The following is a 14,986-nucleotide window of genomic DNA, read 5'->3' on the forward strand; positions in this document are numbered from 1 at the left end:
CTTTGTGGTGACGCACTCTGGTACCGAACCGGTATCCACGTCAGCACAGAGCGCGCTCTAGGCAGGGGACCCCAACGAGCCTATGTGACGGCCGAACCATGGATGTGCCGGCACCTCACGCGCTCGCGGCTTCCCAACCGACCGGCGGCGCCTGGAGCACCGCGGAACGGATCGCGGAACTGCGTGACCTCGCGATCCTCGACACGGAGCCTGAGCCGCTCTACGACGATCTCGTCCGGGTCGCCGCCCATGTCTGCCGGGCGCCCGTCGCCCTCGTCAGCCTCGTGGATGCCGAGCGGCAATGGTTCAAGTCGGAGGTCGGGCTCGGCAAGCGCGAGCTGCCGATCACCTGCTCGGTCTGCGCCCACACGATCGAGGCGGGGGCGCTGCTCGTCATCCCCGACCTGACCGCCGATTCACGCACGGTCGAGAATCCGCTGGTGACCGGGCCCGAGGGCTTCCGCTTCTACGCGGGGGCGGTGATCCGGGGGGCCCAGGGTATCCCCCTCGGCGCTCTCTGCGTGCTCGACCGGACGACACGGCCGGACGGGCTCGATTCGGAGCAGGAAGCCACCCTCACCGCCCTGGCGCGCCAGATCTCCAGCCTGCTGGAGCACCGCCGGACCCTGGCGCAGGTGGCGAGCCGCGAGGCGGAGATCGCCGCGAGCGAGCGCCGCTTCCGAGTGATGACGTCGGCGATGCCCCAGATGGTCTGGACCACCCGGCCGGACGGGTTCCACGACTACTACAACGACCGCTGGTACGAGTTCACCGGCGTGCCCTACGGCTCGACCGACGGCGAGGGCTGGAACGACATGTTCCACCGCGACGATCAGGAGCGGGCCTGGGCGCGGTGGCGCCACTCGCTGGCCACCGGCGAGCCCTACGAGATCGAGTACCGCCTGCGCCACAACAGCGGTGCCTATCGCTGGACGCTGGGCCGCGCCATGCCGATCCGCGATGCCGAAGGGCGGATCGAGCGCTGGTTCGGCACCTGCACCGACATCGACGACCTGAAGCGGGCCGAGGCCGAGGCGCGCAAGCTCGCCGCCATCGTGGAGACCTCGAAGGACTTCATCGGCCTCTGCACCCTCGACGGCGCCATCACCCATCTCAACGAGGCGGCCCTGACGCTTGTCGGCCTGCCCGACCTCGCCGCCGCCCGCCGGCACCGGATCCCCGACTTCTTCACCGCGGACAGCCGCCGTATCCTGGAGGAGACGGCGATGCCGGCGATGCGCCGGGACGGGTTCTGGGAGGGCGAATTGGCCTTCCGGCATTTCGGCACCGGCGAGCCGGTGGCGGTGGCCTACAACATCTTCCCGGTGCGAGACCCGACCGGGGCCGAGATCGGCTACGCCACCGTCACCCGCGACCTGCGCGAGGCCAAGCGCGCCGAGGAGGCCCGCGATCTGCTGATCCGCGAGTTGTCGCACCGGATCAAGAATATCTTCGCGGTGGTGGGCGGGCTCGCCGCCCTCACCGCCCGGAGCGACCCCGCGGCCCAGCCCTTCGCCAAGGCGTTCCGCGAGCGCCTCGGCGCCCTGGCGCGGGCCCACGAATACGTCCGGCCGCATTCCCCCGACAGCGCCCCGGCGGTCGCGGGGCAGACGGTGCTGGGCCTGATGCGCCTGATCATGGCCGCCTACGAGGAGGGCGGGCAGGCGCGGGTCGCCATCTCGGGGGACGATACCGAGATCGGCGAGCGCACCGCGACCGCGCTGGCGCTGATCATGCACGAGCAGGCCACCAACGCGATGAAGTACGGCGGCCTCTCCACCAAGGAGGGCGGCGTGTCCCTGAGCGGGCTGCGGGAGGCGGGGCGCTACACCCTGACATGGCGGGAGGCCGGCGGCCCCCCGATCACCGCCGCCCCCACGCGAAAAGGGTTCGGGACGGTGCTGGCCGAGCGCAGCGTGGCCGGCCAGCTCGACGGCGTGCTGGAGCACGACTGGACGCCCGGCGGCCTCCTGATGCGGCTCAGCGTGCCGATCGAGAATCTCCGGGCCTGAGATGGCCGGTCGGACGGAGGGTGCCGGGCCGCGCCTCGTCGTGCTCGATTTCGACGGGACCCTGGCCGACAGCTTCGACTGGTTCTGCTCGGTCATGAACGGCGTCGCCGCGCGCTACCGCTTCCGCCAGGTCGAGGCGCATGAGGTCGAGGGCCTGCGCCTCCAGGGCGCACGCGCGATCGTCGCCCATCTCGGTATCCCGCGCTGGAAGCTGCCGCTGATCGCCCGCCACATGCACATGCTCGCGGCTCGCGACGCGGGGCAGATCGCGCTGTTTCCGGGCGTGCCCGAGATGCTGGCCGGGATCGCGCAGGCCGGCGTGCCGATGGCGGTCCTGTCGTCGAATCGGGCCGACACGGTGCGGCGGGTGCTCGGGCCGGACAACGCCGCCCGCATCGATGCCTATGCCTGCGGGGCTTCCTTGTTCGGCAAGGCGCGGCGGCTGCGGCAGCTCCTGGCGCGCCGGGGGGTGGCGCCGGCGCAGGCCCTATGCATCGGCGACGAGATTCGCGATCTTGAGGCGGCCCGCGCCCTCGGCTGCCCGTTCGGCGCGGTCGCGTGGGGCTATACCGACCCCAAGGCGCTGACCGCGCAGAGGCCGGACTACCTGTTCTCGGATCCCGAAGAGATCGCCCGCCTGCTGGCGGGCGCCCCGGCTCACAGGCCGCGGTTGGCGCCCGGCACGACGCTGGCACCGTTGCCGCTGCCGAACGGCTCGTAGCGGGTCAGGCCGCGGAACAGCTGGCTGAGGAAGGCCCGGTCGGCGCCGCTCGTCGGGGTGGTGCGCTCGATGAAGTCGAACACGCGCCCGTCCTGCAGGCCGTAGAGCGCCACGCGCTCGACCTTGAAGGCGGGGGTGAAGTAGACGGCCGTGACCTTCTGGTCCTCGACCTGCTCGCCCATGAACATGATCGTGCGGCGGGTGTTCTGGGAGATGTAGTACCAGGACTTGTTGCCGACCGTGGAGACCGTGGAGGGGGTGCCCAGGATCTGCAGCACCTGCTCGGGGGTCATGCCGGGCTTGATCGTGGCGAGCGCCGCCTGATCGACCTGATAGCCGTGGCGCAGCTCCTCGCCGATGCAGCCGGACAGGCCGGCTCCCGCGAGGCCGAGCAGGGCGAGGCGCGCGAAGGACTGGACGAGACGGCGCCGCATCGGGACCCCAGGAAACGTGTGGACGGACGGGGCGCAACCGATGCCGCCGGCACAGAATTCCGGCGACGCTTGCGCCCTGGGCGTGGGTTGCCGTACCGCGGGGTTATGGCTTTGACAAGGCAAGCTTGGCCACACTGGCACGGAGCGTGGCATCGATGATCGGGCGGTTGTTCCGACGGGCGAATGCGCGGCGGCAGGCCGTCGAGGACCTGCACGTGGCGCTCAGCATGGCGGCCCGCCGCCCGGGCCTCTACACCCGGCTCGGCGTACCCGACACCGTGGAGGGCCGGTTCGAGGCCCTGTGCCTGCACGCCATCCTGGTCCTGCGCCGGCTGAACCATCTGCCGGCCCCGGCCGCCGAGGTGGCGCAGGATCTCGTGAATTCCATCTTCACCCAGCTCGACGCGTCCCTGCGCGAACTGGGCGTCGGCGACATGGGCGTGGCGAAGCGGATGAAGAAGCTCGGCGCGGCCTTCTACGGCCGGGCCGCCGGCTACGATTCCGCCCTGGATGCGGGCGACACGGACGCACTGCGCACGGCCCTCGTCCGCAACGTTCTCGGCGGCGCAGGGGATGGGGCGGGGCTCGCCGCCTACGTGCAGGCCTCCGATGGAGCGCTCGCCGGGGCGGATCTCGACGCGCTGCTCGGGGCCGGACCGCCCTTCCCGGAGCCGGATGGTTTCGCACCGGACAGAGAAGCAGAAGGAGCCATCGCATGAGCCGGGACGGCCGCCGGGAGAGTACCCAGGACAGCTTTCCGCTCGCGCGCTGGGTCAATGTCGAGCGCCTGCCCCAGGGGCGGGGCGCGGTGACCGTGGAGGCGAGCCCGGCGGAGTGCGCGGCGCTCGCGGCGGATTTCAAGATCCCGGGCATCCGCGATCTGGTCGGGCACTTCGCCATCTCGGGTCCCACCAGCCGCCTCGTCGTGACCGGGACCGTGGAGGCCCTTGTGACGCAGATCTGCACCGTGAGCCTCGAACCCTTCGAGGGACCTGTGCATGAGCCGGTGGAGGTCGTCTTCACCGATACCGACCAGCTCGCCGGCACCGATGCCGAGGATGCCGATATCCCCGATCCCCTGGTCGGCGGCCGCATCGATTTCGGCGCGCTCACCGCGGAGTTCCTGGCGCTGGGCCTCGATCCGTATCCGCGCAAGCCCGGCACCGCCTTCGAGCCGGTGGTGGCGGGCGACGATGCGGGTCCGCTCGCCGCCCTGGCCAAGCTGCGCGACGGCGAGGGCTGATCTTTCGCGGCGCGGCGCGCCGGCCCTTTCCCGGGCGCATGGAGCGCCAGCGGAATGCGACCCGGGATCCAGCACGAGACGTCGCGAAGCGTCTAACGGGATCAACCTGTGCCGCTGGCGCGGCGCTTTTGGTGCTGGATCCCGGATCAGGTTCCGCTTCGCTCCACCTGTCCAGGAAAAGGGTCTGCTTGAGAAGCGCGGGCAGTGAGGGTGCGTGACGCCCGCAGCCGAACACCCCGACAAGGCTGCCTCCACCCCCGCCGGCGAATGACGGAACCGTCCGGCGCCCGATTTCATTTGCCCGCCGGGCCGGTATCGCTATGGTCCGCCGCGCCCGGCGGGACCCCTCCCGCCTGTTCCCCCGCCGAGACCCGCGACCCGCTACCGACATGTCCCAACGCGTGTGCATCTCGCTCGACGCCATGGGCGGCGACCACGGGCCCTCCACGGTCGTGCCCGGGGCGGCGCTGGCCCGCGAGCGCCATCCCGACACCACCTTCCTGATGTTCGGCGACGAGGCGGTGATCGCACCGCTGGTCGCCAAGGAGCCCCGGCTCAAGGACTGCGTCGAGATCCGCCATACCAGCGTGGCGGTTTCCATGGACGACAAGCCGAGCCAGGCGGTGCGCCAGGGGCGGGGCAAGTCCTCCATGTGGCAGGCCATCCAGGCGGTGCGCGACGGGCAGGCCCAGGCCTGCGTGTCGGCCGGCAACACCGGCGCCCTGATGGCCATGTCGAAGATCTGCCTGAAGACCATGTCGGGCATCGAGCGGCCGGCCATCGCCTGCCTGTGGCCGACCGTGCGCGGCGAGAGCGTCGTGCTCGACGTCGGCGCGACGATCGGCACCGATGCCGAGCACCTCGTCGAGATGGCGGTGATGGGCTCGGCCATGGCCCGCATCGTGTTCGACCTCGACCGGCCGACCGTCGGCCTGCTCAACGTCGGCACCGAGGAGATGAAGGGCAACGAGGCGGTCAAGGAGGCCGCCCGGATGCTGCGCGAGATGGAGAGCCCGGGGCTCGCCTATCACGGCTTCGTCGAGGGCACGGATCTCGGCCGCGGCACGGTCGACGTGGTGGTGACCGAGGGTTTCACGGGCAACATCGCCCTCAAGACCGCCGAGGGCACCGCCAAGCAGATCGGCACCTATCTGCGCGCCGCCATGACCCGGACGCTGTCGGCCAAGATCGGCGCGTTCTTCGCCCGGCAGGCCTTCCGGGCGCTCAGGGACAAGATGAATCCGAGCCGGTCCAACGGCGGCGTGTTCCTCGGGCTGGAGGGCATCGTCATCAAGAGCCACGGCTCCGAGAACGCGCAGGGCTTCGCTGCGGCGGTCGATCTCGCGCACGACATGGCCCGGCACGACATGATCCGCACGATCCGCGAGATGCTCGACCAGACGGCGGCCCTGGCGCCGGCCTGACGCCGTTCAGGATGGAAAACGGATCGCTCCGGCGCCACGCCTGACGGTTGTGATGCTGGAGCAGTCCGGGAAGGACAGAGATGGTAACCCTCCGCACTGACCCCGACCAGAGCCGGCGTGCGCCCCAGCGGCGCTCGGTGGTGGTCGGGACCGGCTCGTGCCTGCCCGAACAGGTGGTGACCAACGCCGATCTCGCCGCGCGGATCGACACCTCCGACGACTGGATCGTCCAGCGCACGGGCATCCGCCAGCGCCACATCGCGTCGGCCGGCGAGACCACCGCGGTGCTCGGGACCCGGGCCGCCTGGGCGGCGCTCGACGATGCCGGGCTGACGGGCGACGACATCGACCTCGTGATCTGCGCGACCTCGACGCCGGACCACACCTTCCCGGCGACCGCGACCCAGATCCAGGCGGCGCTCGGCATCCACCAGGGGGCGGCGTTCGACCTGCAGGCGGTCTGCGCCGGCTTCGTGTTCGGGGTCTCGACCGCCGACAAGTTCCTCACCACCGGGGCGGCCCGCCGGGCGCTGGTGATCGGCGCCGAGACGTTTTCGCGGATCCTTGACTGGGAGGATCGCACCACCTGCGTGCTGTTCGGCGACGGGGCCGGGGCGATCGTGCTGGAGGCGCGGGACGATGCGGAAGGCCGGGGCGTCCTGAGCACCAGCCTGCGCTCGGACGGGCGGCATCGCGGGAAGCTGTACGTCGATGGCGGTCCGGGCTCCACCGGCACCGTGGGCCACCTGCGCATGGAAGGGCGCGACGTGTTCCGCTTCGCCGTGGGCCAAGTCACCGACGTGATCGTCGAGGCCTTCGCGCAGGCCGGCCTCGCGGCCGACGACCTGACGTGGTTCGTGCCGCATCAGGCCAACCGGCGGATCATCGAGGCCTCGGCCGACAAGCTCGGGATCAGCCGCGAGAAGATCGTGCTCACGGTGGATCGCCACGGCAACACCTCGGCGGCCTCGATCCCCCTGGCCCTGGACGTGGCCCGGCGGGACGGGCGCATCCGGACGGGCGATCTGGTGATGATCGAGGCGATCGGCGGCGGCTTCAGTTGGGGGGCGGCTCTGATCCGCTGGTAACGCCCCCGAAACAATTCGATGGGCCCACGCGGTTGACCGGGGGCGGAGCGCCGATTAGCGTGCCGGATCATAGGGATACGTCTTCGGCATCGGGTGCGGTACAGTTCGCCGCGCCCGGCGCCGTGGGATAAGAGACGCTGGCAGGGGGATACGGCATGGCAGGCAAGACGGTGACGCGCGCCGACTTGAGCGAGGCCGTCTACCATCAGGTGGGCCTGTCGCGGACCGAGTCGGCCGCCCTCGTCGAGACGGTGCTGTCGGAGATCTGCAGTTGCCTGGCGAGCGGCGAGACGGTGAAGCTGTCCTCGTTCGGTTCCTTCGTGGTGCGCAGCAAGGGCAAGCGCGTCGGCCGCAACCCGAAGACCGGGGTCGAGGTGGCGATCGAGCCGCGCCAGGTGATGGTGTTCAAGCCCTCGAACGTGCTCAAGGCCAGGATCAACGGCCTGAACGGCGCGAACGGACACGACGACGACGAGTGAGGTTTTCGGGCGGCCCGACATGGGGCCGTCGCGCAGCACTTATCCAAAACTTCCCGCCCAGCGCCGGACCCACGCGCCCTCCCCCCTCTGCGGGGGAGGGAGACGCGCGGAGACGTCTTCGGCCCAAGAGGGTATCAACACTCGTCTGGCACCGCCGTGCGGGCGACGTTCATCACCATGGCCAGCAAGGCGTAATAGCCGTTGATCCCGGCCAGATCGATCACGCCCTGCTCGCCGAAGCGCGCCGCCGCGGCCGCGTAGGTGGCATCGCCCACCGCGCGGTGGTGCGTCAGCTCGGTCGAAAAATCGTAGGCCAGCGCCTCGTCGGCGCTCATCGTGTCGGGGCGGCGCCCCTCGGAGAGCGCCTGCGCGGTCTCGGGGGCGACCCCGGCCTTCAGGGCGATCGGGTGATGGATCGCCCACTCGACCGGCTGGCTCCAGGCCTGGGCGACGATCAGGATCGTGAACTCGCTGATGCGCAGCGGCAGGGCGCTGCCGTAGCGCAGGTAGAGTCCCATCCGGCTCGCGCAGAGCATCAGCTCGGGGCTGCGCAGGAGCGGCACGAACGGCCCGAAGACCGGCACGCCGCGCTCGGCCTCGAACGCCGCTGCGGCCTCGGCTTGCGCCGTGGTCAGTCCCTCGGCCGGGATCACCGGCATGCGCTCCGTGCTGTCCTGCTCCCCGGCCATGACCGCCCCCCGCTTCCCGCGCCGCAGCACGCTCTGGATTTCCGGCCCCACTGCGCCTAGACCATTCAGGCTCAACGGCACGACCCGCGACCGGATCGCGATCCCGACACGCCAGCGAGGCTTACGGCTTTGGCCCTCCCCGTCAACGATCGCCGGCGCATCATGCTGCTCACGGGCGCGAGCCGGGGCATCGGCCACGCCACCGTGAAACGATTCTCCGCCGCGGGCTGGCGCGTGATCACCTGCTCGCGCCACCCCTTCCCGGAGAACTGCCCCTGGGAGATGGGTCCCGAGGACCATCTCCAGGTCGACCTCGCGGACGCGCAGGACACGATGCGCGCCGTCGAGGAGGTCCGGGGCCGGCTCGCCGCCGAGGGCGGTGTGCTGCACGCGCTCGTCAACAATGCCGGGATCTCGCCCAAGGGGTCCGAGGGCGAGCGCCTGGGCGCCCTGGCGACCGAGTTCGCCACGTGGCAGCGGGTGTTTCAGGTCAACCTCTTCGCGACGATCCTGCTGGCCCGCGGCCTGTGCGACGAGCTCGCCCGGGCCAGGGGCTCGATCGTCAACGTGACCTCGATCGCGGGCTCGCGCGTCCACCCCTTCGCGGGGGCGGCCTACGGCACCTCCAAGGCCGCGCTCGCCGGCCTCACCCGGGAGATGGCCGCCGATTTCGGGCCCCTGGGCGTGCGGGTGAACGCGATCTCGCCGGGCGAGATCGACACCTCGATCCTGTCGCCCGGCACCGAGAAGCTCGTCGAGCAGATCCCGCAGCGCCGGCTCGGCACGCCGGACGAGGTCGCCAAGGCGATCTACTTCCTGTGCACCGAGGCCTCCTCCTACGTGAACGGGGCCGAACTCCACATCAACGGCGGCCAGCACGTTTGACCGGAGCCCGTCCCCCCTCGGACGCCGGTCGCGCGGCGCGATCGGGCGGGCGGAGCCGGGCGCTCCTCCTGCTCCTGCTCCTGTGCGCGGCCCCCGCGGGTGCGCGGGCGGAGCCCGGTGTCCGGATCCTCGATCTGCCCTTCACGGTGCGGACGCTGCGCGGCCCCCGCAGCGAGATTGCGGTGTCGGTCGCGACCTCGGGGCTGCTGCCGATCGCCGGCGCGAGGACCGGCCGCGAGGCGGGCGACGAGGAGAGCGCGCCGGTCGCCGTGGTCTGGGGCGACGAGGGCGGCGCCGTGCTCACGCTGGCGGACGGCACGGTCACGGTGAAGCCGATCGGGCGCGAGGCCGTGGAGGGCCTGAGCGCCGCTGAGACGCCGCGCGGCGCCCTGCCGGGCACGCGGCGGGCTCTCTCCGGGCCGCTCAGCGCCTATCTCACAGGCCGCGCCCGCGCCCCCGACGGCAGCGCGGCCGCCGCCGTCCTGACGATCCGCGAGCGCCAGCCCCTGGCGGTCAGCACCGATCCGAAGCCGGTGCCGGTCGCCACCGCGACGGTGCCGGCGGGGGACGCGGCGGTGTTCGCGCCCCTGCGGCCGCGCCTGCTGCGCCTCGCCGGCCGGCCGGCCCTGCTGGCCGCGACCCTGTCGGGCGCCGATTCGGGCGGGCTCGCGCTGATCACCCGCCCGGGCGCCGAGGCAAGCTGGCGTGTCGCGGCGCGCACGCCGCCGCAGCCCGGCCCACCCCTGAAGATCGCCGGCATCGCCGATTTCTCCGGATCCGGCACGCCCCAGGCCGCGACGGTCGATGCGCGCGGCCGGCTCCAGCTCTGGACGCTGCAGCCCGACACGATCGAGGCCGCCGGGGAGGCCACGGGCTACGCGGCCGGCGATGGCGATTCGGACCTCGCCGTCACCGCTCCGGCCGGGGGGGCACCGCCCGAGCTGGTGCTGCCGGTGGCGGGCCGCCCTGAGATCGCCCTCGTCTCCGCGAAGGGTTCCGTGCACGAGCGCCTGCGCGTCACGCTGCCGGCTCCGGCCGCGACCGGCATCGTCGTTCTGGGCGAGGGGAACGCGGCCCGGCTGCTGGTCGGCCTCGCCGACGGGCGGGTGGCGGTCGTCGCACCCGACGGGGGGACGCCGTGAGCGCGGAATCCGACAGCCGCCTGTTCCCCGCGCGGCCCTTCGTGGGCGCCTCGATCGCGGTGATCCGGGACGACCGGGTCCTGCTCGCGGCGCGGGCCAACGAGCCGATGCGGGGCGTCTGGACTCTGCCGGGCGGCCTCGTGGAGACCGGCGAATCCCTGGCCGAGGCGGCGTTGCGCGAATTGTCCGAGGAAGTCGGCCTCTCGGCGGAGGTGGTCGGCGTGCTCTCGCCCACCGAGATCATCGTGCGGGACGAGGCCGGCCGCGCCCGGCATCATTACGTCGTCCATCCGCACGCCGCCCTCTGGCGCGGCGGCGAGCCGGTGGCCGGCCCGGAGGCGCTCGGCACCCGCTGGGCCAGCCTGGACGAGGTCGCCACCCTGCCGACCACCCCGGGCCTGATCGGCACCCTGCGCGAGGCGTTTGCGCGGATCGGCGCGCGGGACGGGGAGGCGACGGCGTGAGGCGATCGGCGGCGATCCTGTGCCTGCTGGCGCTCGTCGCCGGGACGGCCGCCGCGCCCGCCCTGGCCCAGCAGCGCACCGGGCGGGCGCCCGCACCGGCCAAGGAGGCCTCGAAGGAAGCGCCCAAGGAGACGAGCGCCCCCGCCGACATCCCCGCACCCTACGACCGCGACCTGATGCGCATGTCCGAGATCATCGGGGCGCTCGCCTTCCTGCGCGGCCTCTGCGCGGCGCCGGACGCCGCGGATTGGCCGGCCCGCATGAAGGCGCTGATCGAGTCCGAGGGGGTGACGCCGGCCCGCCGCGACCGGCTGGCCGGCGCCTACAACCGCGGCTATCGCGGCTACGCGCTGACCTACCGGGTCTGCACCCCGGCCGCGCACGAGGCGGCTGCCCACTACGTCGCCGAGGGCGACAGGCTGTCGCACGCCCTGGCCGGACGCTTCGGCGGGTGATGCAGAGGGGTGATGCACACACGACACACCCCGCGGCGATGCCGGGGAAGCCTCGGATTTGAGCCCTGGCGTTAACCGATCCGAAATTCCCGGCTGGCCGAGCCGCCGGGACCCGCCTATCATCCGTTGGTCCACCGGGTCGCGTGCCCGGCGCAACGGAAGTATCTGTCATGCAGCACATCTCTCACACCGCCCCTCTCGAGGTCGATGTCGAGGAGAAGCGCGTCGCGCTGAGTTACGTCTCGGAAGCCTTCGCGGAAGGCTGTCTGGACGGGCTCGATGGAGACTGCATGGCCCAGGCCGCCCTGTTCGCGGCCTTCCAGGAACTGGTGATGACCTACGGTGAGGAGGCCACGGCGCGCTACGCGGAAGGTTTTCCCGAGCGCATCCGCGGGGGCGCCTTCACCACGACGCTCCAGCATTAGGGCGCGCTCCGCCGAGTTGGTCACGGTGCACGACGGGGTTCGATGACGCGGCTTAGCGTGATCTCACCCAAAGCGCTTCGGTGTCGTGTCGTGTACGGTACGTGGTGTCTGCGGCTTCTCGGACATCGATGACATAGGAAGGCCGGCGTCGGGAGCGGTTGAGACGCGGGCGGGGAGCCCTTACCTCCCGGCTCGCCGCCCCGTCGTTGAGGAACCGCCTGCCATGCCCGTCGCCCTGCTGCCGGACCGCGCCCTCGTCACCGTCACCGGGCCGGACGCCGCCGCGCTGCTCCAGGGCGTGCTGACCTGCAATGTCGAGACGCTCCAGGATTCGGAGGCCCGCCTCGGCGCGCTGCTGACGCCGCAGGGCAAGATCCTGTTCGACTTCCTCGTGTCGCGTCTGCCGGACGGCTTCCGGTTCGACGTGCTGATGGACCGCGCGGGCGACCTCGCCAAGCGCCTGACGCTCTACCGCCTGCGCGCGCAGGCGACGATCGCAGCCGACCCGACCGTGGCGGTCGCGGCCGCCTGGGATGGCGCCGCCCCGGCCGCCGCCGAGGCGGTCGCCGATGCCCGCCATGTCGATCTCGGCGCCCGGCTCTACGCCGCCGAGGGCGCCTTCTCGGCCGATGCCGCGGAGGCCGATTACCACGCGCATCGGATCGCCCTCGGCATCCCCGAGGGCGGGCGCGACTACGCCTTCGGCGATGCCTTCCCGCACGAGGCGCTGATGGACCAGCTCGGCGGCGTCGACTTCAAGAAGGGCTGCTACGTCGGTCAGGAGGTGGTGTCGCGCATGCAGCACCGGGGCACGGCCCGGACCCGCATCCTGGCGGCCGCCTACCCGGACGGCGCCCCCGCGCCGGGCACCGAGATCACGGCGGCCGGCAAGGTTCTGGGCACCACCGGCAGCGCCGCCGGCAGGCGGGGCCTCGCCCTGGTGCGGATCGACCGTCTGGGCGATGCGCTGGCCGCCGGCGAGACGCCGCGGGCCGGCGAATGCCCGGTGCGGCTCGAACGGCCGGGCTACGCGACCTTCGCGATGCCGGAGGTTGCCGCGGGCGCGGCCGGATGAGTTCAACGGGCGCCGCGCAGCGGCTCGACAGCGCTTCCCGCGATGGCGTTCCGCACCTGTTCTCATTAAACCGGTCCGATGACAGAGACCGGCCTGATCGATCATCCCGACGGCTGCCCCCGCTGCTGGTGGGCGGGCCTCGATCCGCTCTACGTCGCCTATCACGACACCGAATGGGGCGTGCCCGAGCATGACGGCCGGGCGCTCTACGAGAAGCTGATCCTCGACGGCTTCCAGGCCGGGCTGTCGTGGATCACCATCCTGCGCCGCCGCGAGGGGTTTCGCGACGCCTTCGCGGGTTTCGACCCGGAGCGGATCGCCCGCTTCACGCAGGACGACGTTGCCCGGCTGATGCAGGACACCCGCATCATCCGCAACCGCGCCAAGATCGTCGGGACGATCGCGGGCGCCCGCGCGTGGCTGCGGATCGAGGAGCGCGGCCCCGGCTTCGCGCGCTTCCTCTGGGACTTCGTGGACGGGCAGCCGATCCAGGGCAGCGCCCGGAGCCGGGCCGAGATCCGGACCGAGACGCCGGTCTCCCGGGCGATCGGCAAGGCCCTCAAGGCGGAGGGGTTTTCCTTCTGCGGGCCGACCATCGTGCACGCCTTCATGCAGGCGGTCGGCATGGTCAACGACCACCTCGTCGGCTGCCACCGGCACCGGCCCTGCGCCGAACTGGGAGGGCCGCGGTGAACCCCCCGGCCCCGCGCGCGTGGCAACGGATGCTCTCCGGCCGCCGCCTCGACCTCCTCGATCCGGCACCCCGCGACATCGAGATCGCCGACATCGCCCACGGCCTCGCCCGGGTCGCGCGCTGGAACGGCCAGACCCGGGGGCCGCACGTGTTCTCGGTGGCCCAGCACAGCCTTCTGGTCGAGGCGGCGGGCCGCCATCTCTCGCCCGGCTGCACCGAGACCGAAGGTTTGGAACTGCTGCTCCACGACGCGCCCGAATATGTCGTCGGCGACATCATCTCCCCCCTGAAGGCCGTGATCGGCGACGCCTATCGCGGCGTCGAGCTGCGCCTGCTCGATGCCATGCGCCGCCGCTTCGACCTGCCCGCCCCCGCCCCCGCCCTAGCCCACCTCGTGAAGCAGGCCGATCGGGCCGCCGCCCATCTGGAGGCCGTGCGGCTGGCGGGCTTCGCGCCGGAGGAGGCCGAGCGCTATTTCGGCCACCCTGCGGACCTGCCCGAGGCGGTCGTCGCCCTGACCGAGCCCTGGCCCACCGCCGTGGCCGAGGCGCGGTTCCTGGCGCGGTTCGAGGCGCTGCACGCGAACTGACCGGCCGCCCTCGATCCGTCACGATCGCACGGCACAGGCGCCCACGATGCCAACCATCCATGTCTGCCCGCTCGCGCGCCTGCCCGAGACCGTCGCCGCCACCGGCGCGAGCCACGTGCTCACGCTCGTCAATGTCGGCACGCCCCTCGAACGGCCCGCCTTGATCGCGGCCGACAATCACGCCGTCATCGGGGTCAGCGACATCGCGGAACCGCGGGACGGTCACGATTTGCCGGCTGAGGAACACGTCGAGGGCATCCTGGCCTTCACCCGGGCCTGGCCCCGGGAGAAGCCGCTGGTGATTCACTGCTATGCCGGGATCAGCCGGTCGACCGCGGCGGCCTACATCGCGGCCTGCGCGCTGGCGCCGGAGCGCGACGAGGGCGCGATCGCCGAGGCCCTGCGGGCGGCCTCCCCCTCGGCGACGCCCAATCCCCTGTTCGTGGCCATCGCCGACCGGATGCTCGGACGGGACGGCCGCATGGTGGCGGCTGTCGCGCGGATCGGCCGCGGCGCGGAGGCCTTCGAGGGCGTGCCGTTCTGCCTCGCGCTGACGTGAGTTCGGTTTTGGTGTGGCGGAAAGGCCGCCGCGCCGCTTCAAAACGGCCCGGCATCCTGGTCCCCTGGGTTGTGGCGCCGGGGGCTGGCACCGTAGAACCGGTTCAAAGGACGGATCTGGAATGAGTGCGAGCAGACCCGAGGTGGCCCAGGCCGCCGGCGACCTACCCTTCGAGAAGGCCCTGGAGCAGCTGGAGGAAATCGTCCGCCGGCTCGAACGGGGCGACGTGCCGCTCGACGAATCGGTGGCGATCTACGAGCGCGGCGAGGTGCTGAAGAAGCACTGCGAGGCGCTTCTCAAGCGGGCCGAGGCGCGGATCCAGCGGATCACCCTCGGCTCTGACGGGCGGCCCGAGGGCGTGGCCCCGCTCGATATGTCCTGAGGCTCGGCGGTGCGACCGATCCCGTCCGATAGAGGTTGATGCCGTGACGATGACCCCTGAGCAGAGCGCGCTTCTCGACCGCATTCCGAACCCGGCCGCGCTGCGGCGTCTTTCCGAATCGGAGCTGCCGGCGGTGGCGGAGGCGGTGCGCGCCGAGATGATCGACGCGGTCTCGATCACCGGCGGCCATCTCGGCTCGGGGCTCGGCGTGGTCGAGCTGACGGTG

20 protein-coding genes are annotated in these 14,986 nt (G+C 72.0%); 18 read left to right on the forward strand and 2 right to left on the reverse strand.

The genetic code is table 11. From position 1 onward, the window contains the following. Window positions 1–98 precede the first annotated feature (98 nt). Together MKK75_RS15540 and MKK75_RS15545 are read left to right on the forward strand one after the other, a co-directional pair. The gene (locus MKK75_RS15540) at window positions 99–2,012 is read left to right on the forward strand and encodes a PAS domain S-box protein (protein ID WP_244043452.1); all 1,914 of its coding nucleotides are present in this window, start codon (window positions 99–101) and stop codon (window positions 2,010–2,012) included. Window position 2,013: 1 nt separating this feature from the next. Beyond that, window positions 2,014–2,733 carry an HAD hydrolase-like protein gene (locus tag MKK75_RS15545; RefSeq protein ID WP_244043453.1) on the forward strand — a complete coding sequence of 240 codons (720 nt, stop codon included), beginning with the start codon at window positions 2,014–2,016 and terminating at the stop codon, window positions 2,731–2,733. Here MKK75_RS15545 and MKK75_RS15550 read toward each other — a convergent pair. Further along, the gene (locus MKK75_RS15550; protein ID WP_244043454.1) at window positions 2,670–3,167 is read right to left on the reverse strand and encodes an outer membrane protein assembly factor BamE; all 498 of its coding nucleotides are present in this window, start codon (window positions 3,165–3,167) and stop codon (window positions 2,670–2,672) included. The genes MKK75_RS15545 and MKK75_RS15550 overlap by 64 nt on opposite strands. A 155-nt stretch (window positions 3,168–3,322) precedes the next feature. Here MKK75_RS15550 and MKK75_RS15555 point away from each other — a divergent pair, with 155 nt between their 5' ends. The 5 genes from MKK75_RS15555 (at window position 3,323) to MKK75_RS15575 (ending at window position 7,401) form a co-directional block, all read left to right on the forward strand. Then, window positions 3,323–3,886, forward strand: coding sequence for a ubiquinol-cytochrome C chaperone family protein (locus MKK75_RS15555; RefSeq protein ID WP_244043455.1), 564 nt, complete (start codon window positions 3,323–3,325; stop codon window positions 3,884–3,886). Next, complete coding sequence (locus tag MKK75_RS15560; protein ID WP_244043456.1) at window positions 3,883–4,410, forward strand: YceD family protein; 528 nt, start codon at window positions 3,883–3,885, stop codon at window positions 4,408–4,410. The genes MKK75_RS15555 and MKK75_RS15560 overlap by 4 nt, the downstream gene beginning before the upstream one ends. A gap of 389 nt (window positions 4,411–4,799) precedes the next feature. Further along, window positions 4,800–5,834, forward strand: coding sequence for a phosphate acyltransferase PlsX (plsX, locus tag MKK75_RS15565; RefSeq protein WP_244043457.1), 1,035 nt, complete (start codon window positions 4,800–4,802; stop codon window positions 5,832–5,834). Window positions 5,835–5,914: 80 nt separating this feature from the next. Then, window positions 5,915–6,922, forward strand: a complete 1,008-nt coding sequence (locus tag MKK75_RS15570; RefSeq protein WP_244043458.1) for a beta-ketoacyl-ACP synthase III — start codon at window positions 5,915–5,917, stop codon at window positions 6,920–6,922. A 155-nt stretch (window positions 6,923–7,077) separates the two neighbouring features. After that, window positions 7,078–7,401 (forward strand): integration host factor subunit alpha, encoded by a 324-nt coding sequence (locus MKK75_RS15575; protein ID WP_244043459.1) that lies wholly within the window; start codon window positions 7,078–7,080, stop codon window positions 7,399–7,401. 134 nt (window positions 7,402–7,535) lie between these two features. On the opposite strand, the gene MKK75_RS15580 is transcribed toward MKK75_RS15575, so the two are convergent. Then, window positions 7,536–8,090 carry a carboxymuconolactone decarboxylase family protein gene (locus tag MKK75_RS15580; RefSeq protein WP_244043472.1) on the reverse strand — a complete coding sequence of 185 codons (555 nt, stop codon included), beginning with the start codon at window positions 8,088–8,090 and terminating at the stop codon, window positions 7,536–7,538. A 162-nt stretch (window positions 8,091–8,252) separates the two neighbouring features. Between MKK75_RS15580 and MKK75_RS15585 the strand changes: the two genes are divergently transcribed. The 11 genes from MKK75_RS15585 to MKK75_RS15635 form a co-directional block, all read left to right on the forward strand. Next, the gene (locus tag MKK75_RS15585) at window positions 8,253–8,975 is read left to right on the forward strand and encodes an SDR family NAD(P)-dependent oxidoreductase (protein WP_244043460.1); all 723 of its coding nucleotides are present in this window, start codon (window positions 8,253–8,255) and stop codon (window positions 8,973–8,975) included. Next, window positions 8,972–10,117, forward strand: a complete 1,146-nt coding sequence (locus MKK75_RS15590) for a hypothetical protein (RefSeq protein ID WP_244043461.1) — start codon at window positions 8,972–8,974, stop codon at window positions 10,115–10,117. Before MKK75_RS15585 ends, MKK75_RS15590 begins: the two co-directional genes overlap by 4 nt. Then, window positions 10,114–10,581 carry an NUDIX hydrolase gene (locus MKK75_RS15595; protein ID WP_244043462.1) on the forward strand — a complete coding sequence of 156 codons (468 nt, stop codon included), beginning with the start codon at window positions 10,114–10,116 and terminating at the stop codon, window positions 10,579–10,581. Before MKK75_RS15590 ends, MKK75_RS15595 begins: the two co-directional genes overlap by 4 nt. Next, entirely contained in the window at window positions 10,578–11,036 is a 459-nt protein-coding gene (locus MKK75_RS15600; RefSeq protein WP_244043463.1) for a TIGR02301 family protein, read from the forward strand. Before MKK75_RS15595 ends, MKK75_RS15600 begins: the two co-directional genes overlap by 4 nt. A 170-nt stretch (window positions 11,037–11,206) precedes the next feature. Continuing rightward, complete coding sequence (locus tag MKK75_RS15605) at window positions 11,207–11,461, forward strand: hypothetical protein (RefSeq protein WP_160534062.1); 255 nt, start codon at window positions 11,207–11,209, stop codon at window positions 11,459–11,461. A 223-nt stretch (window positions 11,462–11,684) separates the two neighbouring features. Continuing rightward, complete coding sequence (locus MKK75_RS15610) at window positions 11,685–12,536, forward strand: YgfZ/GcvT domain-containing protein (protein WP_244043464.1); 852 nt, start codon at window positions 11,685–11,687, stop codon at window positions 12,534–12,536. A gap of 78 nt (window positions 12,537–12,614) precedes the next feature. After that, entirely contained in the window at window positions 12,615–13,229 is a 615-nt protein-coding gene (locus MKK75_RS15615) for a DNA-3-methyladenine glycosylase I (RefSeq protein WP_244043465.1), read from the forward strand. Between the two features lie 29 nt (window positions 13,230–13,258). Continuing rightward, a complete protein-coding gene (locus MKK75_RS15620; RefSeq protein WP_244043473.1) occupies window positions 13,259–13,819 on the forward strand; it encodes a hydrolase in 561 nt (186 codons plus the stop codon). A gap of 46 nt (window positions 13,820–13,865) precedes the next feature. Further along, window positions 13,866–14,378 carry a tyrosine phosphatase family protein gene (locus MKK75_RS15625; protein WP_244043466.1) on the forward strand — a complete coding sequence of 171 codons (513 nt, stop codon included), beginning with the start codon at window positions 13,866–13,868 and terminating at the stop codon, window positions 14,376–14,378. Between the two features lie 121 nt (window positions 14,379–14,499). Continuing rightward, the gene (locus tag MKK75_RS15630) at window positions 14,500–14,760 is read left to right on the forward strand and encodes an exodeoxyribonuclease VII small subunit (protein WP_160534058.1); all 261 of its coding nucleotides are present in this window, start codon (window positions 14,500–14,502) and stop codon (window positions 14,758–14,760) included. A gap of 49 nt (window positions 14,761–14,809) precedes the next feature. Then, a partial coding sequence (locus MKK75_RS15635; RefSeq protein WP_244043474.1) for a 1-deoxy-D-xylulose-5-phosphate synthase N-terminal domain-containing protein occupies window positions 14,810–14,986 on the forward strand: 177 nt, incomplete at its 3' end.

The sequence above is a fragment of the Methylobacterium sp. J-030 genome, from assembly GCF_022829545.1.
Taxonomy (GTDB): domain Bacteria; phylum Pseudomonadota; class Alphaproteobacteria; order Rhizobiales; family Beijerinckiaceae; genus Methylobacterium.